The organism is Streptomyces coryli, from assembly GCF_011044975.1.
Taxonomy (GTDB): Bacteria; Actinomycetota; Actinomycetes; order Streptomycetales; family Streptomycetaceae; genus Streptomyces; species Streptomyces coryli.
This window is the reverse complement of record NZ_JAAKZV010000004.1, coordinates 78,100-104,547: the sequence shown is the minus strand read 5'-3', so window position 1 is coordinate 104,547 and position 26,448 is coordinate 78,100. Positions and strand designations below refer to the sequence as shown.

Below are 26,448 nucleotides of genomic sequence, written 5' to 3'. Positions count from 1 at the left end.
TGTATAAGAGACAGCCAGCCCCTGCCCGCCTGTTCAGGCGAGGCGCAGCAGCAGGACGGCGGCGTCATCGTCATTGCTCTGCGTGTCGTACGAGCTGAGCAGCCGGTCCCGCATCGCGTCGAGTTCACCGTCGGCCGCACGGGCGGCTGCGCGGCTGAGCCGCTCCATGGAGTGGGTGAGGTCCACGCCGCGCTGCTCGATCAGTCCGTCGGTGAACATCAGCAGCCTGTCGCCCGCGTCGAGCTTCGCCTCGGTGGGTTCTGGGCGGTGCATCTCCAGCCCCAGCAGCGGACCCTCGACATCGAGGTAGCCCGCCGTCCCGTCCTCCCCCCGGCACAGCAGCGGCGGGAGGTGGCCCGCGCTGGCCAATTCCATGCGACCCCTGGCCGGGTCGATGTGCGCGATGAGCATGGTGGCGGTGTAGCCGTCGTGCAGGCGGGTCAGCAGCCGGTCGAGGCGCCGCAGAATCTCGTCCGGGGAGTGGCCTTCGAGGGAGTAGACGCGCACGGCGTGCCACAGGTCGACCATCACGCGCGAGGCCGTCCAGGAGTGGCCGGCCACGTCCCCGATGGCGACGCACACCCGCTCATCGGTCTGCACCGCCGTATAGAAGTCGCCGCCGATCTGCACGACGTCGCATCGGGGCCGGTAGCCGACGGACAGCTCAAGCCCGGCGACCGGCGGCAGCGTCTCGAAGCCGGGCAGCAGGCTGCGCTGCAGCAACTGGGCGAGCCGACGCTCCTCGTCGTACGCGCGCATCGCCTCGGTGGCGCGGAGCGTGGCCTGCCGGGAGCCCCAGGTGCGGCGCAGCGCGGCGCGTACGGTGGCGAGCAGTTGCTCGGGGAGGACGGGCGAGAACAGATAGGCGTCGGCGCCCGCGTTGAGACCGTGGCAGTGGTCGGTGAGCTCGGTGGCGGCGGCCGAGATGTGTACGACGGGGATGTCGGCGGTGGCCGGCACCGACTTGATCCGGGAGCAGACGTCGAAGCCGCTCATGTCGGGCAGTCGCACGTCCAGCAGGGCCAGGTCCGGGAGCCGGGCCGGGTCGGACAGCGCCCGGAGTGCGCCGGATCCGTCCTCGGCCTCGACCACGTGATGGCCGTCGCGGCGCAGGACGGCGCCGACGGCGAAGCGGTTGGCTTCGTTGTCATCCACCACCAGGATGGTGGTCGGCGGCATGAAGGCCACAGCAGTACTCCACGCATCCGGGGGCCGGTCGTTGCTGCGCGCGGAGAGTACCGCGACGCAGAATTCAACCGTTCACACATTCACTCGTACGGGTGAATCCGCCCCGTCCGGGCACCGCCCCCCGCCCGCTTCCGCTAAGGGCTAGCGGCTGACCTCGCGTCCGGATTCGCGCAGGCGCGCTCCGAGCGCCTCGATCATCACGCTCGCGATGATCGCCTGTCCCGTCGCGGCGAAGTGGATTCGATCTTCGCTGAGCAGGTTCGGTCGGTCGTTCAATGGGTGAGCCCAGCAGTCGCCGACGGCCGCGCCGTACTCCGCCGCCAGCCTGCGCGTCACGTCATTGAGGCGCGCGACGCGGTCGCTGAAGTCGGGGAACGCCGGCACAACGAAGGCCCGGCCCAGGGTGAATACGCTCAGCTGAGCGCCCGTCCTCGCGGCCCATGCGTACATCGCGCGCAGGTCGTCCTCGATCCGCTCCCAGTCGGGCTTGCGTCGCATGATGTCGTTCGCGCCGCTGTTGAGGTGCAACAGATCCGGGCCGAACTCGTCGATCCGCTCCGCCTGCTCCTGGAGTGCCTGCGCGGTGGTCACGCCGACCCGCGCCGTATTGATATGGGCAAGGTCGGGATGGACTCGCCGCAGCGCGCGCTCCACCCGCGCCGGCCATCCCAGGGGGTCGTAACCCGGTGTCGCGTCCCCGACCCCGAGCGAAAGGCTGTCGCCGAAGACGCCGAATCGCCGCCACGGGGCAGCCGCGAGGATTCTCGCGCCCGCCTTCGGCGAGAGGACGTCGGGATCGGTGGCTTCGGTCAGGACCGTCGGCTGCATGGTCATCGCTTCCTTCACTCGTCCTCGGTCCGGTGGCTCTGCTGCGGGCGGATCCGGAGTGCGGTCGCCGCGCTGACGAGGACCAGCGCGGTGACGAAGATCCAGCCGTTCTGGAAGGTGTCACCGGTGTGCAGGCGGTCCTGGCTGCCCAGGATCGCCACCAGGCCGGCAACGCCCAGGGCGTAGCCCGCTTGGCGGGCCGTGTTGACGACCGCGCTGCCCGTGGCGGCCTCCGCCGGGGCGAGGTCGGCGGTGGCAGTGCCGATGAGGGTGGGCATGGCGATGCCGATCCCCACGCCGATGACGATCCAGCCGGGGAGAATGTCGGTGGCGTAGTGCGCTCCGCCCTGGGTGGCCAGGAGCAGCGAGCCGAGCGCGAAGATGGCGAGGCCGGCGGAGACGACGAACCTGGGCGGCACGTTCTTGGCCCAGCGCTGCGTGAGCGTCGCGAAGACCGGCACGGCCAACGGGCCGGGGACCAGCGCCAGTCCGGCTCGTAGCGGGCCGTAGTCGGCGGCGGTCTCGAGCCACAGGGACACGCCCAGGAAGACGGCGCCGAAGGCCCCGGTGAAGATCAGGGTCGTGACGTTCGCGACGGTGAAGCTGGGCACGCGGAACAGTCGCGGGGACACGACCGGGGCCGGGTGGGTACGGACGCGGTGGATCAGCACCGCCAGGGCGCCCACGACGATCACGGCGGTCGACAACATCTGCGCCGAACCCCATCCCCAGTCCTCGGCCCGCACCAGGCCCAGCGACAGCGCGCCGATCGCGACCGCAATGGCGACCGCGCCCACTGCGTCGGGAACCCGCGTGTGCGAGGCCGGCGCGCCCTTGGGGATCAGTCGTACGGCCATCAGATACGCGATCACGCCGATGGGCAGGTTGAGCAGGAACGCCCACCGCCACGAACTCTCGGCCAGCAGACCTCCGACCACCGGCCCGAGCGCGCCCGCGAAGGACGAACTCGTAGCCCAGATCTTCACCGCGCCCGCACGTCGCGACACGGGCAGCACGCTGAGGATCAGCCCGAGACTTGCCGGGGTCAGAATCGCCGCGCCGGCCGCTTGGGCGACCCGGGAGACGATCAGGACCTCCAGGGTGGGTGCTGCCGCACAGCCGATGCTGGCGACCGTGAAAAGGCCGAGACCGACCAGGAATCCCTGCTTACGTCCGTAGCGGTCGGAGAGGCTACCCGCCGGTATGAGGCACGCGGCGTATACGACGATGTAGGCGTTGAGCACCCAGCTGAGCCCGGCCAGCGAGGCTCCGGAGTAGGTCTCGCCGATCGATTCGAACGCCACGTTCACGATGAACAGGTCCAGCATGGTCATGAAGGCGGCCGCGCACAGCAGCACGGTGGTCCTGATGGCGGCCTGGGGCGAGACTTCGCCGGGGCCCTGCTTGATCCCGTCGGGGATCGCCGTATCAGTCATGTGGTGGGTCTCCTGTGAGAGTTGATGCGGAGGTAGTGCTCGACGATCTCGTCGCTCGTGGCCGACCACACGCCGGGGTGGTTCGTGACGTAATCCAGCGCCTGCTCGAGGTACTTGGTCCGGAACGGCTGGCCGATGACGAACGGATGCAGGGCCAGCGCCAGCACCCGGCCGCTGACCGCCGAGTCGGCGTACAGCTGATCGACCTGGTCCTTTACCAGCTGCACGAAGTCGGGTCCTGTCATGCCGTGCATCGTGAACAGGCCGAGGTCGTTGAGCTCGACCGAGTACGGCACGCTCAGCATCCCGGGGACGTTCAGCGGGTACGGCTGGTCGTCGTTGGTCCAGTCGAGCACGTACTCGAGGCCGAGCTCGGCGAGCAGCGCGGGCGTCCGGAACGTCTCGGTGAGCGCCGGGCCGAGCCAGCCGCGCGGGCGTCGCCCGGTGGCCTTCTCGATCGTCTCGACGACGTCGGTCAGGTAGGCGCGTTCGTCGTCCTCGGCCATCCCGGCCTGCAGTGTGGAGTTGTCGCGGCCGTGCGCGAGCCAGGCCCAGTCGCGGGCCAGGCCGGCCTCGATGATCTGCGGATAGTGCTCGCAGACAGCGGAGTTGAGCAGCGCGCTGGCGCGTACGCCATGCCGGTCCAGGGCCTGCATCACCCGCCAGATGCCGACCCGGACGCCGTATTCGCGCCAACCGTGGTTCAGCGGGTCCGGCACGAGGGCGGCCGTCGCCTCGTTCAGGCTGGTCGAGGGCGTGCCGAGCCGGAAGTGCTCGATGTTCAGCCCCACATAGAACGCCACCCGGGCGTCGCCTGGCCAGCTGAAGGGCGCCCGCTCAGTGATCGGGCTGTAGTCGTAGAGCTCGTTGTCTGACGGCATGCCTCACATGCTGCGCACGGGATCTTCCCGGAACGAGACCGATCTGCTCTACGATCGGTGCGCGAAGCTCACCAGTTCGGTTTCCGGGGGCGGGGGTGACACCGGTGCTGGAGCGGCATGAGATCGAGGCGTTCCTGGCCGTGGCCGAGGAGCTGCACTTCCGGCGCGCCACCGAGCGGCTCGGGCTGGCCCAGGGGCGCGTGAGTCAGATCGTCGGCCGTCTCGAACGCCGCCTGGGCGTCCCGCTGTTCACCCGTACCAGCCGCAAGGTCATCCTGACCCCCGCCGGGCAGCAGCTGTACGACGGTCTGGCCCCGGCCCACCAGCAGATCCAGGAGGCCGTCGGGAAGGCGCTGGCGGTGGGCAAGGGCGTGACCGGGACGCTGCGCGTGGGCTTCTCCTCGGCGTGGGCGAGTGACGCGGTGCTCAGGACCGCGGAGTCCTTCCGGCGCACGCATCCCGGCTGTCTGGTCGAGATCCAGGAGGTCCCGCTCTGCGACACGTTCGGCCCGCTCCGTGCCGGCGAGCTGGACCTGCAGCTCACCGAGTTCCCGATGGAGGAGCCGGACCTGGTGGCCGGACCGGTGATCTTCTCCGAGCCCCGGGCTCTGATGGTGCCCGCGGACCATCCCTTCGCCCGGCAGGAATCGGTCTGCCAGGAAGACCTGGCCCACGCCCCGCTGATCGCCGTCACCGGCGACAGCCCGGCGTACTGGACCGATTACATCTGGCCCCGCAAGACACCGCAGGGCAGACCCATCCCCCAGGGCCCCGCCTTCAGATACTGGATGGAGGTGCCCTCACTCGTCGCCTCCGGCCAGGGCGTCTCCATCGCGTCACTGCGCGCCGCCCGCTACTACGCCCGCCCCAGCCTCACCTACGTCCCGCTCCGCGACGCACCACCTCTCGACTACGGCCTGATGTGGCGGTGCGACGGCTACACCGCGCGGGTGCGGAAGTTCGGCGAAACCCTTTGCCGGATCACCCCAGGACATGCGGCCGAAGACCACGATCCGGCCTGACCCGCGAAGGCGGGCGGCGATCGGGTTGGTGGTCGGACGACTCAGGAGGCGGACGGCTCGATCTCTCCCGCAAAGACGATGACCTGGTCGATGAGGCTCCGCCGCAGATGGACGACGTCCGTTCCCGCCAAGCGGGGGCCTCCATCCGGCGTGGTGAAGACCCACTGGTACCGGGCCCACTCGTCAGGCATGTCCACCGCTGAGCAGCGCACCATCGTGCCGGTCCCCGCCGGGTGGTGCCGGATGTCCAGCACGAACCGCTCGACCGCCGCGATTCCCTCACTGCGACCCAACGGCCCCCAGAAGACCACGTCCGAGGTCAGGGCCTGGGCGAGCAGGGCAGTCACATAACTGTCGTCCGAGGCGTTGAACGCGGAGATGAACGTGTCGATCGCGGAGCATGCCGTCTCTTCCTGCATGCCCCAGTAATATCAGCCGTCGCGCGTGCGCTCGTCACAGCTCTATCCGTGCTGCTCCGTGTAGTGCGCGCGGAGCAGATCGGCGCCCCAGTCGTGGCGGAGGTGGCGCCAGACCGAGTGGGCGTGGTTGCCGTTGTCCTGGGTGTTGTCGTACTCGATGAGGAAGTCCGGAGCCCGGACGCAGTAGTAGTGCCGGTCGCCGGGTGCGAGGCCGCCGGCCCAGGCGAAGGAGAGGGCGTCCAGGCCACGCGCCACGGTGTCGGACCAGCACTCCTCCGCGTACGCCTCAGGCGCGCGGTCGAGGTAGCGGCGCACCAGGCGCTCGAGCAGCCGCTGCTGACCGGGGGCCATGTCGCCGTATCGCAGGCCGGCCGGCAGCAGGTCAGGATCGGCGAAGGGGTCCGCGCGGGTCAGGATGTCGTCCGGCGGCGCGGCGGCGAAGACCGCCGTCGTCCGCCGCCCGGCGTCCAGATCCGTGACCAGCTCCCGGGCCAGGTCCTCCTCCGGCCCCAGCAGCCGGCGGCCGGCCTGCGGCCCCTCCGCGATACGGGCCGGCTCCGCACCGATGAAGTGCGGCGTCACCCGAATCCCGGCCGCCGTGACCACGACATGGACGGCGAGGTGATGGCCGTTCATCCGCCACGCCCAGGGACCGTCGCCATCCGGGTCGCCCAGAAGCCGCACCCAGTACCGGTCGCCCCCCGTGCCACCGGCCATGGCGCGACGGTGCCTCTCCACCTCGATCGCCCCGCGCGCCAGCTCCGCCCCCGGCGCGCTGTGCGCCGCGGCCAGCAGCGCATCAACAGCCTCACGCTGCCGACTACCGAGCCCCTCGGTGGGCAACCCGGGCCGCGGCCCCGGCAGATACGTCCACTCCCGCAGCCCAGGCGCATCCAGCCGGGCGGGCCCCGCACACAACTCACGCACCTGCTCGGGCTCCAGCACGGAAAGCAGCGCATGCACCGCCTCCCGCATCTGCTCGGCTACCTTCGTCTGCCACCCGTCCACCGTTCCTCCTCCACCTCGCCGCCCGATGCGGCGACGCACGTGCTGAGGCGGTATCGCCCCCTGTGATCCATAGTGCGCCATCCGGCAGCGAAGGCACCGTGATTCAGTTCAGATCAAAGACGAGCACCGTGACCGAGTGGACCGGAAAGGCGTAGCAGCCGCCCGGCGTGGCGCACCGCCACCAGGACGAGCCATCGGGTTGTGGACATGACTGCCTTTGGGCTCGTAACACGATCACGATCCGGGCTTCTTGAGGCGCGTCTACGCGGCAGGGGTTCGGGTTCAGGCGTTGTAGCCGCCGTGGGCGTCCAGCACCGCGCCCGTGACGTACGACGCGGCGGGGCTCGCCAGGAAGGCGATCGCCGCGGCGATTTCGTCGGGGTGTCCCATGCGTTGCAGGGACAGCGAGCTGAGCAGGGCCTTGAGGGTGTCGGGGTCCGGCGGTTGCATGTCGCTGTCCATCAGCCCGGCTTCCACGACGTTGGCCGTGATGTCGCGGGGCCTGAGGTCGCGTGCGACCCCCATGGTGTACCTCTCGACGCCTGACTTGGTCGCCGAGTAGTCGGCGACGCCCGGGATGCCGACCCGGGAGCCCAGTCCGGAACTCACCGTGATGATGCGGCCGCCCGTGCGCAGCACTCGGGAGGCGGCCCGGATGACGGCGATCACGCCGAGGTAGTTGGTGGCGTGCATCCGGTCCAGTGCGGCGGTGTCGGCGTCCGGGTCGTCCACCGTGCGGCCCTGCTCCACCGAGATCGCCGCGTTGTTGACGAGTATGTCCAGGCCGCCGAAGTGCGCGACCACGTCGTCGATCAGCGCCGGCGCCCGGCTCGTGTCCGCCTGGTCGGACTTGAAGGCGACGGCCTTGGCTCCCTTGCCGTGCACCTCGTCGACGACGGCCTGCGCCAGCTTTTCGGAGCTGACGTAGGTGAAGGCGACGTCGGCGCCCTGCTCGGCCAGCAGCCGTACGGTCGCGGCTCCCAGTCCGCGCGACCCCCCGGTGACCAGGGCGACCTTGCCCGTGAGTGGCTTGCTCATTCTTCTCACCTCGTTGATTGACCCTTTCCGACAGTCGCAACGTTAATTGTTACGACAGCCGGTTGCAACCTTCACTGTTACGACTGCCGTATCATGAAGCGTGTGGCCGAGAGGAGGAGCCCATGAGCGCCAACAGCAGGCTGACCATCGCCGCCCACGCGCTGGCCTGGATCGGCCTCTACCAGGGCCAGGGCCATGAGGTCGCCACCTCCGAGCAGATCGCGACCAGCGCGAACACCAACCCCGTGGTGATCAGACGGCTGCTCGGCGAGCTGCGCAGGGCCGGGCTCGTGGAGTCCCGGCGGGGCGTGGGCGCCGGCTGGTCGCTGGCACGCGAGCTGGAGTCGATGACCCTGCTCGACGTGTACGAGGCAGTGGAACCCGGCCCGCTGTTCGCAATGCACCGCACCACCCCGGACCAGGGATGCGTGGTGGGTCACGGCATCCAGCCGGCAATGCAGAGCATCTACGAGGGCATCGAGGACACCGTGAGACACGAGCTGGCCCGCGTCACGCTCGAGAACGTACTCCGGGACGTACTCGCGGCACCTCGCTAGCCGCTCGATCTCTTCGAGAGCGAGGGGTCCCGCGCACGCGACACCCCCGCACAACGCCCGTGAATCAGTCCAGATCGAAGGCGAGCACCGTGACCGAGTGGGCCGGGAAGGCATAGCAGCCGCCCGGCGTCTCCACCGCTCGTCGGTGGCGCACCGCCACCCGGTCCGGGTCGCTCAGGCTGTTCGCGGCCAGCATGTCGTCCACCTCCACGCCCAGGTCGCGGACCTCGGCCACCGCCGGGAGACCGCCCGGGTCGCCGTCGCGGACGACCCGCGCCGACACCGCGGCATCGCGATGGCGGTTGACGACCGCGACGTGGAGGCGGCGGCCGTCGGCGGACAGCATGGCGCTCGCATCGAGGTGCGGCACGACGCCGAGCCGGGTGGCGAAGTCGCCGCCGGGTCCGCGATTGTCGCCCTGGCGGACGGCGGCGGTGCGGGCCGGGCCCTCGACCGTCGTCGGCAGCGCCACCGGTCCGGTGTGGTTCTGGTACAGGTCCCACACGTGATACGAGGCAGACTTCACCGCTCCGTTCGGCCGGGCGACGATCAGTCCGTTCGCGTTCACCAGGTTCACCGTGTTGGCCATCGTCACCGGCGCCGGCAGCGCGCTGGACCGATGCAGCGTGTGGAAGACACCCGCGTAGAACAGGGCGTCAGCGAGGGTTCGGGGACTGTAGCGGTTGACCCGTAGCCCCCGCGCTCCATCCGCCGGCGCACCCTCCGGCAGCTCGCGCACGCCCGTGCCACCGTCGGGTCCGGGGCACGGCTCTGGCCACTCGGCCGGCTCCAGATGGCGGATGTTCCACTCATCCAGCGCCAGCGCCGGCGGCCGCTCCAGCCCGGCCTCCGCCGACAGCTCGGCGACGAGATGCGCGTACTCCTCGATCCGCTGCTCGAAATAGACCGGCTGGGCGACCACCGCCTCGTAGTCATCGTCACCATGCCGCCCTGTGTACGAGTGCGTGGCGGCCCCGTACAGATGCAGCGAGAGATAGTCGATCAGCCGGCCCGTCTGCTGCAGCACCGGGCGCGTCCACTCCTCCTGCTGCCAGGGGCTGCCGCAGGCCACGAGCTTGATCTCCGGGTCGACCAGGCGCATGAAGCGGGCGTGCTCGCGCGCCGCCGCCGCGTATTCGGCCGCCGGGCGGTGGCCCATCTGCCAGGGGCCGTACGGCTCGTTGCCGACGCCCCAGTAGCGCACGCGGTACGGGTCCGGGTGGCCGTTGTCCTTGCGGCGGCGGGTGTAGGCGGTGTCGCCCGCGTAGTTGGTGTACTCGACCCAGCGCACCGCGTCGTCCACGCTGCGGCAGCCGTGCACCAGGAACGGCTCCGCGCCCACGTCCGCGCACCAGGCGAGGAATTCGTCGGTGCCGAAGCGGTTCGACTCCTCGCTCCCCCAGGCCAGCTCCAGCCGCCGCGGCCGGGCGTCGCGGTCGCCGATGCCGTCCTCCCAGTGGTACGGGGAGGTGAAGTTGCCGCCGGGCCAGCGGACGTTGGGAATGCCCAGCTCGCGGCAGAGGGCCAGCACATCCTGGCGGAAGCCGGCCCGCACCCCGGGTCCGCCGTCGGACAGCGGAGACCCGTCGTCGAAGACCCCGCCCTCGATGTTCCCGAAGAACGCCGACTCCAGGAAATGGCCGTAGATGTCGCGCTCGATACGACCGGCCGGATGCCGGGTGTCGACCTCGATCACGGCTTGTACGGGATGGGCTTCCGGGATCCGGCTCACGCGCCGACCGCCTCTCCTAGGGGCCGCTGCACAAGGCTTGTACAACGTAGTAGACAACGTGATACTTGCTGCCCGTGGACGTCAACCCCCGTGGTGTTCCCGCGTGGTTGACCCGGCGCCGGCCGTCGAGGACGAGACAACCCTGGAGCGCGCCCATGAGCATCGCGTCACTGAGCAGGCAGAAAGCCCCGCCGCCGGGCAAGGCCGAGGCGGCACCCCGGGACCGCGGGCGATCGCGCGTCACGCTGTGGATCTGGGGCTTCCTCACCCCGACGATCGTGCTGTACGGGCTTTACACCGTTTACCCGGTCGTCGCGAGCTACTGGTACTCGCTCGTCGAGTGGAACGGCTTCGAGGGCGAGAAGAAGTTCGTCGGGCTGCGCAACTACCAAGAGGTCTTCGCCGACCCGCTGTTCTGGAACTCGTTCAAGATCACGATGCTGTTCATGCTCGTGGTGGTGCCGCTCAAGGTCTTCCTGACCCTGTTCGCGGCGATCATGCTGAACTCCCCGAAGATGCCGATGCGCACGCTCTTCCGCACCGCGCTCTTCCTGCCCGTGGTCACCACGACCGCGATCGTCGGCGTCGTCATGCAGTTCATCTTCGACCCGTCGAGCGGGCCGGTGAATGAACTCCTGCGCAAGTTCGGCCTGTCCGAGGGCGTGAACTTCCTCGGCGGCTCCTCGACCTCGCTGTGGACCGTCTGCCTGGTCTACATCTGGAAGTGGTTCGGGATCACCCTGATCTACTGGCTGGCCGCCCTGCAGACCGTCCCCGACGACGTGTTGGAGGCCGCGCGGATCGACGGCTGCGGCCCCCGGCAGCTGCTGCGGCACATCACGCTGCCGCTGCTCAAGCCCTTCCTGATCATCATCACGCTGCTGTCGCTCGAGTCCGCGCTGAAGGTCTTCGACCTGATGCAGACGATGACCGGCGGCGGGCCCTACTACTCCTCCGAAGTCGTGGAGATCTACATCTACCGCTGGGCCTTCGCCGCCACCGTCCCGCAGCTCGGCTTCGCCTCCGCGGCCGCCGTGATCTTCGGGCTCTTCGTCTGCGTGGTCGGCGCTCTCCAACTCCTCGGCGTCCGGGCGGCGCAGAAGGCCAGAGGTGCACAGTGACCATCACCCGCGAACCGACCGAGGCCACCCGCACCGGCATGCTGCGGCGGCCACGGGCCCGTACGGACCAGGCCCGCAGCAACCGCTGGACCTGGCCCTGGATACTCCGCCGGCTGCCCTGGTGGACCGCGGCGCTCCTGATGGCGGGCGGCTGTCTGCTGTGGGTCTATCCCTTCGCCTGGATGGTCGCCGCGTCGCTGAAGTCCCAGCTGGAGATCTTCGGCTCCGGCCTCTCCCTGATCCCCGACTCCCCGGCCTGGGAGAACTACGGCCGCGCCTGGAACGACGCCGGCTTCGGCCAGTACATGCTCAACACGGTGATCGTCACCTTCGCGACGGTCATCCTGGTGGTGCTGCGCTGCGCGACGGCCGGCTATGTCCTGGGCCGCTACTCCTTCCGCGGCCGCAAGCTGATCATGGCGATCCTGCTGATCACCCTGGTCGCCCCGACCGGCTACACGATCATCCCGGTCGTCGACATCTCCATGAAGCTCGGCCTGCTCAACTCCCTCACCGGCATGGTCGTCGCGCTCAGCGGCAGCGCGCACGTGGTCGGCATCCTGCTGTACGCCGGCTACTTCCGGTCCATCCCGAAGGAGCTGCAGGAGGCGGCGATCCTCGACGGCGCCGGGTTCTTCACCATCTTCTTCAAGGTCATGCTCCCCATGGCCCGCCCGGTGACCGCCACGGTCGTGCTGACCACCTTCCTGGCGACCTGGAACGCCTACTTCCTGCCGCTGGTGTTCACGTTCTCCCGGCCCGAGCTGCGCACGCTCAGCGTCGGCATGACGGCGTTCGTCGGCGAGAACTCCACCGACTGGTCGGGCATGGCGGCGGCCGCGACGATCTCGCTGCTGCCGGTGGTCGTCCTCTTCATCCTCATGCAGCGCCAGTTCATCGACGGCATCGCGGGAGCGGTGAAATCGTGACCCCCCAACCCGCGCAGGCCGCGCCGAACATCCTGCTGATCTGCACCGACCAGCAGCGCTTCGACGCCGTCCAGGCCTACGGCAACCCGGAGATCCACACCCCCCACCTCGACCGCCTCGCCGCCCAGGGCGTGCTCTTCGAGAACGCCTACGTGCAGAGCCCGGTCTGCGGCCCGTCCCGCGGCTCGCTGATGACCGGCCGCTACGTGCACAGCCACGGCCTCTGGGCCAACGGCGTCCAACTCCCCGACCACGAGCGCCTGTTCACCCGGGAGCTGGCGGACGCCGGCTACGACTGCGGCCTGGTCGGCAAACTGCACCTGGCGGCCTGCTTCGGCGGCCGCACCGAACCGCGCCTCGACGACGGCCTGCGGGTCTTCCGCTGGGCCCACGACCCGTATCCGGGCTCGTCCGAGAACGCCTACCACCGCTGGCTGCGCGCCCGCCATCCCGGCCTGTACGAGGCGGCGACGGCCAAGGACACGGACGTCGACTTCGACTCGATGCCGACCGAGGCGCACTACAGCCACTGGATCGGCGACGAGACGGTGGAGTTCCTGCGCACCGGCCGGGAGCACGACAAGCCGTTCTGCTTCATCGCCAACTTCTTCGACCCGCACCACGGCTTCGGCGCCCCCGAGGAGTACGTCCGGCGCTACGACCCCGACACCCTGTCCCGGCCGGTCACCACACCGGACGAGCTCAAGTCCAAGCCGCCCATCTACACCGACGCCTCGAAGGAGTCCTACGGGGGCCATGCCAAGGGCTACGTCGCGTACACCCCCGAGGAACTGCAGGAGACCAAGGCCGCGTACTACGCCATGGTCACGCTCGTCGACGACGAGGTCGGCCGCATCCTCGACACCCTCGATGAGGAAGGGCTGACCGACTCCACCCTGGTCGTTTTCACCAGCGACCACGGCGAGATGCTCGGCGACCACCAGCTGATGCTCAAGGGCCCGATGATGTACGACTGCGCCGTCCGGGTTCCGCTTCTGCTGCGGCTGCCGGGCACGCTGCCGGCGGGGGTGCGCCGCCGCGAGCTGGTGCAGTGGATCGATCTGACGGCCACCCTCCTGGACGCCGCCGGCCTGCCGCCGCTCCCCCGCGGCCAGGGCGAAAGCCTGCTGCCGCTGGCCCGCGGCGACGCGGGCGCGGCCACCGACTGGCGGGACTGGGCGCTGTGCGAGTACCGCAACAGCGGCCACCCGTACGACCCGCCCGTGCACACCACCATGCTGCGCCGCGGCAACCTCAAGCTCGTCGTCCACCACGGCGACCCGGCCACCGGCCGGGCGCGCACCGGCGAGCTGTACGACCTGCGGGCGGATCCGCAGGAGCTGGTCAACCTGTGGGGCGACCCCCGTCACGCCCAGCTCCGTGCCGCGATGCAGGAGCGGCTGCTGGACGTCCTCGTCGCCACCGAGGACCGGACGCAGCCGCGCGACGCGTACTGGTGACGCGCCGCCCCCTCCCGCCCGACCGCATCCCCGTATCCCCGTATCCGAAGGGACACCGTGACCGACGCGCACCCCCACTCGCCCGCCACCGCCCTCCACCCCAGGCCGCAGTTCCAGCGCGACAACTGGACCGATCTCGGCGGAACCTGGCGCTTCGCCTTCGACGACGACGACCGCGGCGTGGACCAGCGCTGGTACGAGGTGGGCTCCGGCGGCCCCGACCCGTTCGACCGCACGATCGTCGTCCCGTACCCGCCGGAGTCGAAGCTCAGCGGGGTGCACGAGCCGGGCTTCCACCCGGTGATGTGGTACGAGCGCGCGGTGCCGGTGGCCGCCCCGGCGGCGGGCGAGCGGGTGCTGCTGCACTTCGGCGCCGTCGACTATCGGGCGACCGTGTGGGTGAACGGCCGCCGCCGCGGCGAACACGAAGGCGGCCAGAGCCCGTTCACCCTCGACATCACCGACGATCTCGACCCGGCCCTGGACGCGCAGTCCCTTGTCGTACGGGCCGAGGACCGGCCGCGCGACGTGACCCAGCCGCGCGGCAAGCAGACCTGGAAGGCCGAGCCGCACGCCGTCTTCTACGACCGCACCTCCGGCATCTGGCAGCCGGTCTGGCTGGAGCGGGTACCCGCCGTCCACCTGTCCCGGCTCGCCTGGACCCCGGACCTGGCGGCCGGAGCGGTGGTCCTGGACGCGGAGCTGAGCCGCGACCCGGACGGGCCGCGCACCCTGCGCGTCCGCCTCACCGGCCCCGACGGCGAGGTTCTCGCCGAGCGGTCCGGCCGCGTCGACCGGGACACGGTCCGGATGACGGTCGACATACCGGCGCTCGGCGGCCCGGACCGCCCCGGACTGCTCTGGTCGCCGGAGGACCCGACTCTGATCGACGCCGAGGTGGTGCTGGAGGAGATTCCGAGTGCGCCCGCGGACCGGGTGACCGGCTATGTGGGGCTGCGCAGCACCGGCTATCGCGACGGCTTCTTCCTGCTCAACGGCCGCCCGTACTACCTGCGGATGGCCCTGGAGCAGGGCTTCTGGCCGGAGTCGCATCTGGCGGCGCCCGGCGAGGAGGCGCTGCGCCGCGAGGTGGAGCTGATCAAGGAGCTGGGCTTCACCGGCGCGCGCATCCACCAGAAGGCCGAGGACCCCCGGTTCCTGTACTGGTGCGACCGGCTCGGGCTGCTGGTGTGGGGCGAGATGGCGAACGCCTTCGAGTTCTCCGAGCGGGCGGTGACCCGGCTGACCACGGAGTGGCAGGCGCTCATGCGGCGCGACCACAGCCACCCCTGCATCGTCACCTGGGTGCCGCTGAACGAGAGCTGGGGCACACCGCAGCTCACGGCATCCGCACAGCAGCGCGCCTACCTCTCCGCGCTCTACCACCTCACGAAGGCGCTCGACCCGACCCGCCCGGCGCTCTCCAACGAGGGCTGGGAGCACGCCGTCAGCGACATCTGGGGCGTACACGACTACACCCCGGACCCGGCCAGCCTCACCCGCCGGTACGGCGACGCCGCCGCGCTCGCCGAGACGCTGCACGGCGCCGGGCCCGGCCGCTGGAAGGTGCACCTGGAGGCCACGGAGCGGAACGGACAGCCGGTGGTGATCACCGAGTTCGGCGGTCTGTCGTATCTGCCGGAGGCCGGCCAGAAGTGGTTCGGCTACGGCACCGTCGGCACCCCCGAGGAGCTGCGGGAGCAGTTCGGCGCGCTGGTCGGCGCGATCCTGGACGCGCCCGGGGTGTCCGGCTTCTGTTACACCCAGCTCACCGACACCCGGCAGGAGAAGAACGGCCTGCTGACCGAGGACCGCCGCCCGAAGCTGCCGCCAGAGGAGATCCGCGCGATCGTGGCCCGGCCCAGCCGGGCGCTGCCCTCGGAGGCGGTGGACGCGCACCGCCGGACGGCCGCGCGCGCGGCCGGCGACGCAGGTGCCCCGTGACGGCCCCGGCCGCGCCGAACATCGTGCTGGTGATGACGGACCAGCACCGCGCCGGCTTCACCAAGGGCGAGGGCTTCGGCCTGGACACGATGCCGTTCCTCGACTCGCTGGCCGCGGCGGGGACGCGGCTGCGCCGCGCGTACACCACGGCCCCGGCCTGCGTCCCGGCCCGCACCAGCCTGCTCACCGGCCGCTGGCCGTCCGCGCACCGGGTGCGGCAGAACTCCACGCCGGAGGCGGTGATCCGCGGCGAGGACCTGCTGGATGTGCTGGGCGACGCCGGCTACCAGACGTTCTTCGCCGGCAAGACGCACATGTACCGCGGCAAGGAGGACTTCGACGCCTTCTCCGGCCCGTACTGGCATGTGAACGGTCCGGACGGGACCGACCAGCAGCGGGCCTTCGCGGAGTGGCTGAAGTCCATCGACCACGGCCCGACGACGGAGCCGACCCCGTTCCCGCTGGAGTGCCAGTTCCCGCACCGGATCGTGTCGGACGCGATCGCGCAGCTCGACGCGCGGGACCGGGACCGGCCCTTCTTCTCCTGGCTGTCGCTGCCCGAACCGCACAACCCCTACCAGGCGCCGGAGCCGTACTTCTCGCTCTTCGGTGAGGACGAGGTCCCGGAGCGCGCCTGCGGGCCCGAGGCGGCGGAGGCCAAGGGCGGCGCGTACAAGTGGCTGCGCGATCTGGTCGAGGAGAAGCGCCCGGGATACGACGCGATGTGGCGCCGCTACCGGGCCACGTACTGCGGCATGCTGCGCCTGATCGACGACCAGCTGCGCCGCCTCGTAGACCACCTCGAGGACCAGGGCGAGTGGGACAACACCGTGCTGATCTTCCTCACCGACCACGGGGACTACGTCGGCGACTACGGCCTGCAGCGCAAGGGCGCCGGCATGCCGGAGGCGCTGGTGCGCATCCCGATGGTGGTGCACGGCCCCGGCATCGACCGGCGCGACAACGCACGCGACTTCGTCTCCCTCGCCGATCTCTTCCCGACGCTGTGCGAGGCCGTCGGCCGGCCCGTCCCGCTGGGGGTGCAGGGCCGCAGCCTGTGGCCGATGCTCACCGGCGGCGACTATCCGGCGGAGGAGTTCGCCGACGTGTGCGCGGAGCGGGGCTACGGCGGCCTGCCGTATCCGGAGGACGCCCGCCCCGAGCTGCACTTCCCGTACGAGGGCAGCACGTACGACGAGCTCAACACCGTCACGCAGAGCGGCTCGTCGCGGATGCTGCGGCACGACCGCTACAAGCTGTACGCGCACGTCGACGGCACCGGCGAGCTGTACGACGTGGACGCCGACCCGATGGAGCTGGCCGACCGCTGGGACGACCCCGGGCTGGGGCACGTCAAAGCCGCGCTGCAGGCGCGCCTGCAGCGCTGGTCGCTCCGCCTCACCGACGACCTGCCGCGCGGGAACTACGACCCCAACCTCCCCCGGCACAACTGGCACCGGACGTCTCGGAGGAACTGATCATGACAGGACCGACCCGCCGCGAGTTCTTCGCGGCCACCGGCGCGATAGGCGCCGCCGCCATGCTGGCGGCGTGCAACACAGCGCCAGGAGGCAAGGCGACGCAGAGCAAGAACGGCCCGCTGACCTGGTGGGATCACACACCCAATCTCCAGGCCGCCAACAAGCGCAACTTCAAGGCCTTCCAGAAGAAGACCGGCCGTGCGGTCGAGTACACCCAGCACCAGACCGCGAAGATGGGGCAGGCGCTGCAGCTCGCCAAGCAGAGCAATCAGCGGCCTGACGTTCACTCTCTCGCCGGCCTCGGCAAGACGCCGACGAGCAAGCTCATCGCGGACGGCTGGTTCCGGCCGTGGGACATCGGTGAGGAGGCACTCGCCCGGCTGCCGAAGGGCGCGCTGGTGGACGGCGTGCACGTCTTCGGCGGCAAGCCGTACACGGTGCCGTTCTTCAACGACCGGCAGTACTGGACGGCCACTTGGTACAACAAGGACATGCTCGAGAAGGCGGGCGCGGAGCCGCCGACGACGTACGACAGCTTCCGCACCGCGGCCCGTAAGATCCAGAAATCCGAGGGCGGTGACACGTACGGCTGGATCTTCAATCTGAACCAGCCGGACCGCCTGGTCGAGCACATGGGCTACCTGGCCCAGGGTGCGGGCTTCCCCGGCAGTCACGGCAGCGGGTCGCAGGGCGGGACGCTCTTCAGGACGGGTGAGATCACCTACCACCACGACGCCTACGTGGATGCGCTCGAGTTCCTGCTCTCGCTGAAGAAGGACGGCCTGCTCTTCCCGGGCTCGTCCACGCTCGACGACAACACCGGCCGGGTGAAGTGGGCGGCCGGCGCGGCGGGCTTCTTCATCGACGGCCCTTGGTGCCCGGGCACGCTGTCGGGCGACGCCCCGCAATTCCTGGAGAAGCTCGACGTCGCTCCGCTGCTGGTGCCGGAGACCGGCATGCCGGTCCAGGTCCACCGGCCGGTGCAGGGCGGCATGTACTGGCTGAACAAGCAGACCCAGAAGGCCGATGACGCCAACGTGCTGCTCGCCGGCCTGACCACGCAGCAGTACTACGTCGACATCGCCAACGGGATGGCCCAGCCGCCCCTCGACATCTCCGCGATCGACAAGGCGGACGTGCACCCGGCCTGGAAGAAGCTCGTGGGCTGGTTCCAGGAGCAGGCGTTCTACGCCCCCATGCCGATGCGGAAGAACCCCGAGATCGACAAGGTCTGGGCCCAGGACGGCGGCATCGACCCGGACCTGGGCCAGGTCATCCAGGGCCTCTTCAGCGGCGACCTCTCGAACCCGCGCAAGGAGCTCAAGAGCCTCAGCGACCGGGCCTCGAAGAACCGCGAGAAGTGCCTCGCCAAGGCGAAGAAGAAGGGCGCCAAGGTGGAGCTGGACGACTTCGCCTTCCCGGACTGGGAGCCCGGGAAGGACTACACGGCGGACATGTACAAGAAGGCCTAGCTCACGGAAGCGTGGTGCGGAGCAGGGCGTCGAGGGTCGCGGCCTGGAGGTCGCGTTGTACGGCCGCGGCCTCCGGCAGTCCGGCGAGGTTGTGGACCTCGCCGGGGTCGGAGGCCGTGTCGTGCAGCTCGGTGTACGTGACGCCTTCCGCGTGTGCGATGGCGAGCTTGTGGCGGCCGTCCGTCACCGTGGAGAAGCCCTCGCCTTCGGCGAAGACATGCGGGTGGCCGGTGTCGTCCATGGGGCGGCCGTCGCAGTCCGCGTCCGGCGGCAGCTCTGCCGCGCCCAGCAGCGTCGGGTAGACGTCGACGAGGCTGGTCAGGCGGTCGCTCCGCTCACCGGCGCCTGCGCCGCCCGGGCGGCGGACGATCAGCGGCACCCGCAGCACGTCGTCGTAATAGCAGCGGTTCTTGCCCCAGAAGCCGTGATTGCCGAGCATCTCGCCGTGGTCGCAGGTGAAGATCACGACCAGGTCATCGCCGAAGCGCTGCTCGGCCGCCGCCAGGATGCGGCCGAGCTGGTCGTCGATCAGGGCCACGTTCGCCGCGTAATGCTTGCGCAGCCGCCGCCAGTACTCGGGCTCGTTGTGCCGGTCGCCGCCGCCTTCAACCCTGCCACCGGACGGGCCGTGGAAGCTGCGGTAGTGCAGGCGGGAGGGGTCGGTCCACTCCTCGGGGTCGATCCGCGGCTCGCCCAACTCGGCCTCGTCCACCCGCTCCAGATACTCCGCCGGCGGATCGAACGGGAAATGCGGCCCGCTGAAGGAGATCCACCCGAACAAGGGACGATCGTCGGTGTCGTCCGCCTCCGCGATCCACTCCACCGCCTTCCGTCCCACCCAGCTGTCCGGGTGCCACTCCGCCGGGCCCGGAAAGGTGAAGACCTTTCGCGCCTCGCGGTTCCAGACCGCTTCCCGGTACGCCGCCAGGTGCCCGGCCGCCTCCAGCTCGCGTGCGTAGTCGTCGCGGAACCAGACCGAGACCTGCTTGTCGTCCTGGAGCGCCAAGTGATCGATGCCGAGCTTGCGGTAGTGCTCGTGGAAGTCGTCGTACGGGAGGGTGGCATCCGGTCGCGTGCTGTCGTACGGCACGGGCGCGAAGTGGCACTTGCCGACGTGCCCCACCTCGTATCCCGCCTCGCCGAACCCTCGGTACAGATTCGGCAGGTCGGGCGAAAGCCACGCCTCCTCCCGGAAGTTGCTGTACGCCCGGTGGTTGCGCGGGTAGCGGCCCGTGAGCAGCGAGCTGCGGCTCGGCAGGCACCACGGACTCGCCGTGTACGCCCGGTCGAAGACCGTCCCCTCCCCCGCCAGCCGGTCCAGATGCGGCGTCGCCACCGCCCGGCCCCCGTAACAGCCCAGCGCGTCCCGCCGGAGCTGATCCGCCGTGATCAACAACACCGCGGGCCGCTTCCCGGGCATCCCGCCACCTCCTGGGCTCGTGTGTGCAGTTGGCCTTGCCACCGGTTCTATTACGTTGTACACATCGCTGTAAACACCTCCTGCCTGAGGAGTTGCATGACGGCTGCAGCGCCGCGCACCCGCCCGAATGTGCTGATTCTGATGAGCGACGAGCAGCGCTGGGACACCCTCGGCCACGCCGGAAATCCCGCCGCCCGCACCTCTCATCTGGACGCTCTCGCGCAGGAGTCCACGTCCTTCGACGCCTGCTACACGCCCTTCCCGCTGTGCTGCCCGTCCCGCACCAGCCTGTGGACCGGCCGCATGCCACGGCACCACCACGTCCTCGGCAACTGGCGCGCCATCCGCCCCGACCTCGCCGACGGGGGACTCGCCCAGGCCTTCCGAGCCGCCGGCTACCACACGCTCTACTGCGGCAAGTGGCATGTCCCGGGCACCACCCCGCAGCGCATGGGCTTCGCGGACACCGCCGCGATCCCGGCCGTGCTGAACGGCAAGGACCGCGGCCGCTACATCGAGCCGTACCGCGCCCACGCCTCCGGCCTCGGCTACGACCTGCTGGACGACCACATCGAGAACCTCACCGCGGCCGACGCACACGCCCTTCGCCAGACCCCGCACCGCGGCACGGCACGCATCCCGTACGAGCACTTCCTCGAGCCCTGGCAGACCGGCGAGTTCTTACGAGCCCTCGACCGGCGGCCCGACGACCAACCCTGGCTGGCGGTCTGCTCGTACAACGCCCCGCACTTCCCGATGATCGTGCCCGAGCCGTACGACCGGATCATCGACCGCGAACGCATCCGGCTGCCCGCCGGCCTGGGGACAGCCGGCGCCGGCAAGCCGCGCGAGGTCGCCGACTCGGGGTTCGCGCACCGCTACGCCGGGCTCGACGAGCACGGCTGGACCGAGCTCATCGCCCACTATCTCGGCCTGTGCGCCCTCATCGATACGCAGGTGGGGACGGTCCTCGAGCACCTGCGCCGGTCGGGCGACCTGGACCACACCATCGTCGTCTTCACCTCCGACCACGGCGACATGATGGGCGCCCACGGCCTCATGGAGAAGGGACACCTCCTCCACTACGAGGAGGCGCTGCGCGTCCCCCTGCTCATCCGCCACCCGGACGCGACCGGCGGCGGCGTCCGTACGAGCAATCCCGTCTCCGTCGTGGACGTGGCCGCCACCCTCGCCGAGCTGGCGGGGGTGCCCTGGGACGAAGCGGACGACGGGATCTCCGCGGCGGCCATGGTGGGCGCCCCACACGCCCGCGCCACGCGGGCGCATGTGACGTCGGAGTCCGTGCTGTACGGGATGTCGGCCGACGCCGCGGGCCAGTACGTGGATCCGGCCACCTGGGACCCCGCCACGGACGCCCTCAACCTCTCCATCCGCACCCCGCAGCTCCGCTACATCTACCGCTCGCGCGACATCGACGAGCTCTACGACCACACCGACGACCCCCACGAGCAGCACAACCGCGCCGCCGGCCCGCAGTACGCGGCGCACCGCGCCGAGCTGCGCCGGCTGCTCGCCGAGGAGGTCGCCGACGTCTTCGGGACAGTCGCCGCCGGCCTCACCCCTGACAAGGCCTATCAGCTGGAGGAGCAATGACCGCACTGAGCCGCCGCACCCTGCTCAGCGCCATCGGAGCCGCGGGAGCGGCCACCGCGCTGGGAGCGTGCAATACGGCACCGGGCTCCGGCAAGAACTCCGCCGGCGGCGGGAACACGCTGAAGTGGTGGGACCACTTCAACCCGCTGCAGGACCTGCACAAGGAGGTCTTCGCCCAGTACCAGAAGGACACCGGGATACCGGTGGAGTACACGCCGCAGCAGACCGGCAAGATGGGGCAGGCGCTGCAGCTGGCCCGGCAGAGCAAGCAGCTGCCGGATGTGCACACCAACGCCGGGTTGCAGCAGCCGCTGCAGGCGCTGATCAAGGCCGGCTGGTACCAGCCGATGGAGCTGAGCGACAAGGCGCGCGCCCGGCTGCCCAAGGAAGAGTTCGTCGACGGAGTCAACGTCATCGACGGGAAGGTGTACAGCTTCCCGCTGTTCGACCTGCGTCAATACTGGGCGGCCACCTGGTTCAACAAGGAGCTCGTGGAACAGGCGGGCCTCGATCCGGACAGCCCGCCCGAGACGTACGACGAGTTCCGGAAGGCTGCCCTGGCCGTGCGGACCAAGGGCGGCGGAGACGCGTATGCCTGGATGCTCGCCCTCGGCCAGCCGCCGCGGCTTCGCGAGCAGATCGGGTTCATGGCCCAGGCAGGCGGCTTCGAGGGGCACAACCTCGACGGCATCCGCTACCGGACAGGGGAGTTCGCCTACCACGACGATGCGTACGTCCACGCCGTGGAGTTCTGGCTGTCGCTGAAGAAGGACAAGCTTCTGGTGCCCGGCACCGAGTCGTTCGTCGACAAGGATGCGCGGGCACGCTGGGCGGCCGGCAGCGCCGCCTACTACTTCGACGGGCCGTGGTGCGCCGGCGTCGTGACGCGGGACCTGAAGCAGTTCACCGGCAAGCTGGGCGTCGGACCGATGCTGGTGCCCGACAAGGGCAAGCCGGTGACGGCCTACCGGCCACCGCAGGAGGGTGTCTTCTACATCTCGGGGCATTCGAAGCGGGTACGGGACGCGAGCAAGCTGCTCGAGTACTTCACCATGCCGGAGCACTACGTGAAGCTCGCGGCCAAGATGGACCAGCCGCCGCTCGACCTCTCCGCGATCGACAAGGCCGACGTGCACCCGGCATACAAGAAGGTCGTCGGGCTCTTCCAGGACGCGGTCTTCAAGGCCCCTGCGCCCGCCAAGCGCAACCCGGACGTGGCCATGGTGCAGGCGGAGCAGAAGGAGATGCAGCCGCAGCTGGGGGAGGTCGTGCAGGGACTGTTCAGCGGCGACCTGACCTCCGTGCGCGGCGAGCTCAAGAAGCTGAGCGACCGCAGCGAGAAGAACCGCGAGCAGGCGCTGGCCGCCGCGAAGAAGAAGGGCGCGAAGGTGGACCTCGAGGACTGGGCCTTCCCCAACTGGGAGCCGAGGAAGGACTACACGGCGGACATGTACGAGAAGGCGTAGCTCACGGAAGCGTGGTGCGCAGCAGCGCGTCTAGCGTGGCCGCCTGCAGATCGCGCTGTACGGCGGCGGCCTCCGGCAGCCCGGCGAGGTTGTGGACCTCGCCGGGGTCGGAGGCCGTGTCGTGCAGCTCCGTGTGCGTCATGCCCTCGGCGCGGGCGGTGGCCAGCTTGTGGCGGCCGTCTGTCACGGTCGTGAAGCCCTCGCCCTCGGCGAAGACGTGCGCGTGTCCGGTCTCGTCCACGTGCCGGCCGTCGCAGCCGGCGTCCGGCGCCAGCCCTGCCGCGGCCCGTAGCGTCGGGTAGACGTCGACCAGACTCGTCAGGCGATCGCTCCGCTCCCCCGCCCCGACGCCGCCCGGGCGGCGGACGATCAGCGGCACGCGCAGCACGTCGTCGTAATAGCAGCGCAGCTTGCCCCAGAAGCCGTGGTTGCCGAGCATCTCGCCGTGGTCGCAGGTGAAGGCCACCACCAGGTCGTCGCCGTAACGCTCCTTCGCCGCGGCCACCACCGCGCCCACCTGGTCGTCGATCAGCGCCACATTCGCCGCGTAGTGTTTGCGCAGCCGCCGCCAGTACTCCGGCTCGTTGTGCCGGTCGCCGCCGCCCTCCACCCGTCCCTTCGACGGACCGTGGAAGCTGCGGTAGTGCAGGCGCGCGGGATCGGTCCACTCCTCGGGGTCGATCCGCGGCTCACCCAGCTCCGCCTCGTCCACCCGCTCCAGATACTCCGCCGGCGGATCGAACGGGAAATGCGGCCCGCTGAACGAGACCCACGCGAACAGCGGGCCGTCCCCGGTCGCACGCGATGTGATCAGCTCGACCGCTTTGCGCCCCACCCACGCGTCCGGGTGCCACTCCGCCGGGCCGGGGAAGGTGAAGACCTTCCGCGCCTCCTGGTCCCACATGGCCTTCCGGTACGCGTCCAGGTACCCGGCCGCCTCCAGCTCCGCCGAGAAGTCGTCGCGGAACCACACGGAGACATGTTTGCCGTCCTGCAGCGCCAGGTGATCGATGCCGAGCTTGCGGTAGTGCTCGAAGAAATCGTCGTACGGGAGCGTGGCGTCCGGCCGCGTATTCCCGTACGGGACCGGCGCGAAGTGGCACTTGCCCACATGGCCCACCTCGTAGCCCGCTTCCCCGAACGCCCGGTACAGATTCGGCAGTTCAGGAGACAGCCACGCCACATCCCGGAAGTTGCTGTACGCCCCGTGGTTGCGCGGATAGCGCCCGGTCAGCAGCGAGCTGCGGCTCGGCAGGCAGGTCGGACTCGCCGTATACGCCCGGTCGAAGACCGTCCCCTCCCCCGCCAGCCGGTCCAGATGCGGCGTCGCCACCGCCCGGCCCCCGTAACAGCCCAGCGCATCCCGCCGCAGCTGATCCGCCGTGATCAACAACACCGCGGGCCGCTTCCCGGGCATCCCGCCACCTCCTGGGCTCGTGTGTGCAGTTGGCCTTGCTCCCGGTTCTATTACGTTGTACACAGCGTTGTACACACAACGGCAGTGAACCCGCTACCCCGGAGGGGACGGATGCACCGACGTACAGCGCTCGCCACCGCACTCGGCGGCTTGCTCGTGTTCACCACCATCGCCCAGGCGGCACCCGCCGCCCCTCGCGCGGAAGCGGCCGACGTCACGATCACCGTCGGCACCGAGGCGACCGCCGCCACCGTCCGCGATCAGATCGTCGGCGCGAATCACCGCTGGCCGCGCGACGGGCTCGGGATGTGGGACACCGCGCGGAACGAGCCGTCGGCCCGCATGGTCGAGCTCGCCAAGCAGACCAGGCTGAAGCTCGTCCGCTATCCCGGCGGCACCGTCGCCAACCTCTACGACTGGAAGCGGGCCATCGGCCCGCAGCACAAACGCGGTTGCCAGGTCGGCGGCGGCTTCGTCGGCGGGGGCGGCGAGCCGATGGACAGCCGGTACGGGCCGGACGAGAACGAGCGCTTCGTCGAGGCGATCGGCGCCCGCACCACCGTCATGACCAACGGCACCACCCAGACCCCGCGGGACGCCGGCGACTACGTCGAGTACATGAACGCCGAGGTCGGCGCCAACCCCAACGGCGGCACCGACTGGGCCAAGGTACGCGCGGACAACGGCCACCAGGGCCCGTACGACGTCCGCGTATGGGAGGTCGGCAACGAGCTGTACCTCCCCAACCAGGCATACTGGCGCGCCGAGAACCTCGACACCCGGCTCCGTCAGTTCGCCTTCGGCGGCACCCAGCGGCAGCAGGACCAGCCGCTCGGCTCCGCGTGCGACCACCGGCCGGAGGCCGGGAAGAGCGACGGCTCGGCCGGGCAGGAATTCCAGGTCTGGTATCCGCCCGTGGTCCCCGGCAGCGCGACGGTACGGGTCGGCGGCGAGGCCTGGCGCCGGGTCGCCGACCTCGGTGCCGCCGCGTCCGACGCCGCCGTGTACGAGCTGAACGCCAAGACCGGGCAGGTGCGCTTCGGCGACGGCACACACGGCCGTATCCCACCCGCGGACGCCCCGATCCGCGCCGACTACGACTCAGGGCCGCACGCCGGATTCACCGACTTCTACGCGGCGATGAAGAAGGCCGACCCGTCGATCTCGGTCTGCTCACCCTGGGAGAAACCCGCCTTCGTGCAGCTGATGGGCCGCGAGCACGCGTACGACTGCATCGGCCCGCACCTCTATCTGAACCGCGCGGTGGCCGGCACCTCCGCCGAGATCCACGACCGGTTCATGCCGGAGGCGGACAAGGTCGTGGACGGGGAGCTCGACGCGCTCGAGGCCGCCATCAAGCAGTACGGACCGGGCGGCGACAAGCGGCCGTTCCTCGAGGTGAGCGAGTACGGGACGATCAACTCCGGCAATCCGGACGATGCCCCGGCGGGATGGGCCGGGTCGATGACCAACGTGCTCATCCAGGCCGGACACGTCATCGGCATGGCCGACCACAGCGTGCCCCTCGCCATCTCCTCGAACCTCAACGCCGACCGGCCGGTGGCCGGTGAGCTCTTCGGCGGCGCCCCCGACTTCACCGACACCGGACGGGCCCGCATGCTCGGCCTGGTCAGCAAGCTGGCCGGTTCGACGCCGGTGCAGCGCGAGGTGCAGAACAACCCGCAGGCCACCGGCGGCGGCTATCCGGCCCTTCGGGTGCTGAGCACCCGCGCCGAGGACGGCACGGTGCGGCTGCTCGTACTGAACCGGGACCGCGAGCAGGCCGTGACCGCCGGCCTCGCCCTGCCGCCGGGAGCCGGGGGCAAGGCGAAGGTGCACACCCTCAACGGGGCCGAGATCTCCAGTTACAACAGCGCGGATGACCCCGACGCCCTCAAGGTGACCACGGCCGAGAAGGATGTCGGCGGCGGTGGCCGGCACACCTTCCCCGCACATTCCGTCACGCTGTTCGAGGTGCCCGTGTGAGATGACGGGGGGGGCGGGCCCGCCGGTGC

General features: G+C 70.2%; 21 protein-coding genes. 11 read left to right on the top strand and 10 right to left on the bottom strand.

Going from position 1 to position 26,448, the window contains the following annotated elements:
* Window positions 1-33: 33 nt before the first annotated feature.
* The 4 genes from G5C51_RS02460 to G5C51_RS02445 form a co-directional block, all read right to left on the bottom strand.
* Entirely contained in the window at window positions 34-1,179 is a 1,146-nt protein-coding gene (locus G5C51_RS02460) for a PP2C family protein-serine/threonine phosphatase (protein WP_165230732.1), read from the bottom strand.
* A gap of 150 nt (window positions 1,180-1,329) precedes the next feature.
* A complete protein-coding gene (locus tag G5C51_RS02455) occupies window positions 1,330-2,016 on the bottom strand; it encodes an SGNH/GDSL hydrolase family protein (RefSeq protein WP_240929324.1) in 687 nt (228 codons plus the stop codon).
* Between the two features lie 14 nt (window positions 2,017-2,030).
* Entirely contained in the window at window positions 2,031-3,452 is a 1,422-nt protein-coding gene (locus G5C51_RS02450; RefSeq protein WP_165230726.1) for an MFS transporter, read from the bottom strand.
* Window positions 3,449-4,333, bottom strand: a complete 885-nt coding sequence (locus tag G5C51_RS02445) for a polysaccharide deacetylase family protein (RefSeq protein ID WP_165230723.1) — start codon at window positions 4,331-4,333, stop codon at window positions 3,449-3,451. The genes G5C51_RS02450 and G5C51_RS02445 overlap by 4 nt, the downstream gene beginning before the upstream one ends.
* A gap of 104 nt (window positions 4,334-4,437) precedes the next feature.
* Between G5C51_RS02445 and G5C51_RS02440 the strand changes: the two genes are divergently transcribed.
* Window positions 4,438-5,355: a LysR substrate-binding domain-containing protein gene (locus tag G5C51_RS02440; RefSeq protein ID WP_206313325.1), complete on the top strand. Its 918-nt coding sequence runs from the start codon at window positions 4,438-4,440 to the stop codon at window positions 5,353-5,355.
* Between the two features lie 41 nt (window positions 5,356-5,396).
* On the opposite strand, the gene G5C51_RS02435 is transcribed toward G5C51_RS02440, so the two are convergent.
* From G5C51_RS02435 to G5C51_RS02425, 3 genes are all read right to left on the bottom strand, one after another.
* Window positions 5,397-5,774 carry a nuclear transport factor 2 family protein gene (locus tag G5C51_RS02435; RefSeq protein ID WP_165230717.1) on the bottom strand — a complete coding sequence of 126 codons (378 nt, stop codon included), beginning with the start codon at window positions 5,772-5,774 and terminating at the stop codon, window positions 5,397-5,399.
* Between the two features lie 42 nt (window positions 5,775-5,816).
* Window positions 5,817-6,782 (bottom strand): DUF3500 domain-containing protein, encoded by a 966-nt coding sequence (locus G5C51_RS02430; RefSeq protein ID WP_338117983.1) that lies wholly within the window; start codon window positions 6,780-6,782, stop codon window positions 5,817-5,819.
* A 282-nt stretch (window positions 6,783-7,064) separates the two neighbouring features.
* Window positions 7,065-7,820, bottom strand: a complete 756-nt coding sequence (locus tag G5C51_RS02425; protein ID WP_165230714.1) for an SDR family NAD(P)-dependent oxidoreductase — start codon at window positions 7,818-7,820, stop codon at window positions 7,065-7,067.
* Window positions 7,821-7,942: 122 nt separating this feature from the next.
* Here G5C51_RS02425 and G5C51_RS02420 point away from each other — a divergent pair, with 122 nt between their 5' ends.
* The gene (locus tag G5C51_RS02420; RefSeq protein ID WP_165230711.1) at window positions 7,943-8,377 is read left to right on the top strand and encodes an Rrf2 family transcriptional regulator; all 435 of its coding nucleotides are present in this window, start codon (window positions 7,943-7,945) and stop codon (window positions 8,375-8,377) included.
* 64 nt (window positions 8,378-8,441) lie between these two features.
* Here the strand turns inward: G5C51_RS02420 and G5C51_RS43935 are convergent, their stop codons facing one another.
* Window positions 8,442-10,109 carry an alpha-L-arabinofuranosidase C-terminal domain-containing protein gene (locus G5C51_RS43935; RefSeq protein WP_206313324.1) on the bottom strand — a complete coding sequence of 556 codons (1,668 nt, stop codon included), beginning with the start codon at window positions 10,107-10,109 and terminating at the stop codon, window positions 8,442-8,444.
* 155 nt (window positions 10,110-10,264) lie between these two features.
* Between G5C51_RS43935 and G5C51_RS02410 the strand changes: the two genes are divergently transcribed.
* Genes G5C51_RS02410 through G5C51_RS02385 form a run of 6 tightly spaced genes read left to right on the top strand, consistent with a single transcriptional unit; the run spans window position 10,265 to window position 18,516 of the window.
* The gene (locus G5C51_RS02410; protein ID WP_165230708.1) at window positions 10,265-11,230 is read left to right on the top strand and encodes a carbohydrate ABC transporter permease; all 966 of its coding nucleotides are present in this window, start codon (window positions 10,265-10,267) and stop codon (window positions 11,228-11,230) included.
* Complete coding sequence (locus tag G5C51_RS42780) at window positions 11,227-12,159, top strand: ABC transporter permease subunit (protein ID WP_206313323.1); 933 nt, start codon at window positions 11,227-11,229, stop codon at window positions 12,157-12,159. The genes G5C51_RS02410 and G5C51_RS42780 overlap by 4 nt, the downstream gene beginning before the upstream one ends.
* The gene (locus tag G5C51_RS02400) at window positions 12,156-13,619 is read left to right on the top strand and encodes a sulfatase-like hydrolase/transferase (protein ID WP_206313322.1); all 1,464 of its coding nucleotides are present in this window, start codon (window positions 12,156-12,158) and stop codon (window positions 13,617-13,619) included. The genes G5C51_RS42780 and G5C51_RS02400 overlap by 4 nt, the downstream gene beginning before the upstream one ends.
* A 57-nt stretch (window positions 13,620-13,676) precedes the next feature.
* Window positions 13,677-15,563: a sugar-binding domain-containing protein gene (locus G5C51_RS43930; RefSeq protein WP_165230705.1), complete on the top strand. Its 1,887-nt coding sequence runs from the start codon at window positions 13,677-13,679 to the stop codon at window positions 15,561-15,563.
* The gene (locus tag G5C51_RS02390) at window positions 15,560-17,041 is read left to right on the top strand and encodes a sulfatase-like hydrolase/transferase (protein ID WP_165230702.1); all 1,482 of its coding nucleotides are present in this window, start codon (window positions 15,560-15,562) and stop codon (window positions 17,039-17,041) included. The genes G5C51_RS43930 and G5C51_RS02390 overlap by 4 nt, the downstream gene beginning before the upstream one ends.
* A gap of 2 nt (window positions 17,042-17,043) precedes the next feature.
* On the top strand, window positions 17,044-18,516 hold the full coding sequence (locus G5C51_RS02385) for an ABC transporter substrate-binding protein (RefSeq protein WP_165230700.1): 1,473 nt from the start codon (window positions 17,044-17,046) through the stop codon (window positions 18,514-18,516).
* 1 nt (window position 18,517) lies between these two features.
* Here the strand turns inward: G5C51_RS02385 and G5C51_RS02380 are convergent, their stop codons facing one another.
* A complete protein-coding gene (locus tag G5C51_RS02380; RefSeq protein ID WP_165230697.1) occupies window positions 18,518-19,936 on the bottom strand; it encodes a sulfatase family protein in 1,419 nt (472 codons plus the stop codon).
* Between the two features lie 96 nt (window positions 19,937-20,032).
* On the opposite strand from G5C51_RS02380, the gene G5C51_RS02375 reads away from it, so the two are divergent.
* The gene (locus G5C51_RS02375; protein WP_165230694.1) at window positions 20,033-21,550 is read left to right on the top strand and encodes a sulfatase-like hydrolase/transferase; all 1,518 of its coding nucleotides are present in this window, start codon (window positions 20,033-20,035) and stop codon (window positions 21,548-21,550) included.
* A complete protein-coding gene (locus G5C51_RS02370; protein WP_165230691.1) occupies window positions 21,547-23,016 on the top strand; it encodes an ABC transporter substrate-binding protein in 1,470 nt (489 codons plus the stop codon). The genes G5C51_RS02375 and G5C51_RS02370 overlap by 4 nt, the downstream gene beginning before the upstream one ends.
* 1 nt (window position 23,017) lies before the next feature.
* Here G5C51_RS02370 and G5C51_RS02365 read toward each other — a convergent pair whose 3' ends face one another.
* Window positions 23,018-24,433 carry a sulfatase family protein gene (locus G5C51_RS02365; protein WP_165230686.1) on the bottom strand — a complete coding sequence of 472 codons (1,416 nt, stop codon included), beginning with the start codon at window positions 24,431-24,433 and terminating at the stop codon, window positions 23,018-23,020.
* 111 nt (window positions 24,434-24,544) lie between these two features.
* Between G5C51_RS02365 and G5C51_RS02360 the strand changes: the two genes are divergently transcribed.
* Window positions 24,545-26,419, top strand: coding sequence for a hypothetical protein (locus tag G5C51_RS02360; RefSeq protein WP_165230683.1), 1,875 nt, complete (start codon window positions 24,545-24,547; stop codon window positions 26,417-26,419).
* Window positions 26,420-26,448: the final 29 nt, after the last annotated feature.

Excerpts from the sequence above, each read along its gene's own strand:
- G5C51_RS02385 (WP_165230700.1), top strand. The coding sequence starts at position 17,044 with ATGACAGGACCGACCCGCCGCGAGTTCTTCGCGGCCACCGGCGCGATA.
- G5C51_RS02410 (WP_165230708.1), top strand. The coding sequence starts at position 10,265 with ATGAGCATCGCGTCACTGAGCAGGCAGAAAGCCCCGCCGCCGGGCAAG.
- G5C51_RS02460 (WP_165230732.1), bottom strand. The coding sequence starts at position 1,179 with ATGCCGCCGACCACCATCCTGGTGGTGGATGACAACGAAGCCAACCGC.
- G5C51_RS02420 (WP_165230711.1), top strand. The coding sequence starts at position 7,943 with ATGAGCGCCAACAGCAGGCTGACCATCGCCGCCCACGCGCTGGCCTGG.
- G5C51_RS02435 (WP_165230717.1), bottom strand. The coding sequence starts at position 5,774 with ATGCAGGAAGAGACGGCATGCTCCGCGATCGACACGTTCATCTCCGCG.
- G5C51_RS02375 (WP_165230694.1), top strand. The coding sequence starts at position 20,033 with ATGACGGCTGCAGCGCCGCGCACCCGCCCGAATGTGCTGATTCTGATG.
- G5C51_RS02425 (WP_165230714.1), bottom strand. The coding sequence starts at position 7,820 with ATGAGCAAGCCACTCACGGGCAAGGTCGCCCTGGTCACCGGGGGGTCG.
- G5C51_RS02455 (WP_240929324.1), bottom strand. The coding sequence starts at position 2,016 with ATGCAGCCGACGGTCCTGACCGAAGCCACCGATCCCGACGTCCTCTCG.
- G5C51_RS02370 (WP_165230691.1), top strand. The coding sequence starts at position 21,547 with ATGACCGCACTGAGCCGCCGCACCCTGCTCAGCGCCATCGGAGCCGCG.
- G5C51_RS02445 (WP_165230723.1), bottom strand. The coding sequence starts at position 4,333 with ATGCCGTCAGACAACGAGCTCTACGACTACAGCCCGATCACTGAGCGG.
- G5C51_RS02360 (WP_165230683.1), top strand. The coding sequence starts at position 24,545 with ATGCACCGACGTACAGCGCTCGCCACCGCACTCGGCGGCTTGCTCGTG.
- G5C51_RS02450 (WP_165230726.1), bottom strand. The coding sequence starts at position 3,452 with ATGACTGATACGGCGATCCCCGACGGGATCAAGCAGGGCCCCGGCGAA.
- G5C51_RS02365 (WP_165230686.1), bottom strand. The coding sequence starts at position 24,433 with ATGCCCGGGAAGCGGCCCGCGGTGTTGTTGATCACGGCGGATCAGCTG.
- G5C51_RS02380 (WP_165230697.1), bottom strand. The coding sequence starts at position 19,936 with ATGCCCGGGAAGCGGCCCGCGGTGTTGTTGATCACGGCGGATCAGCTC.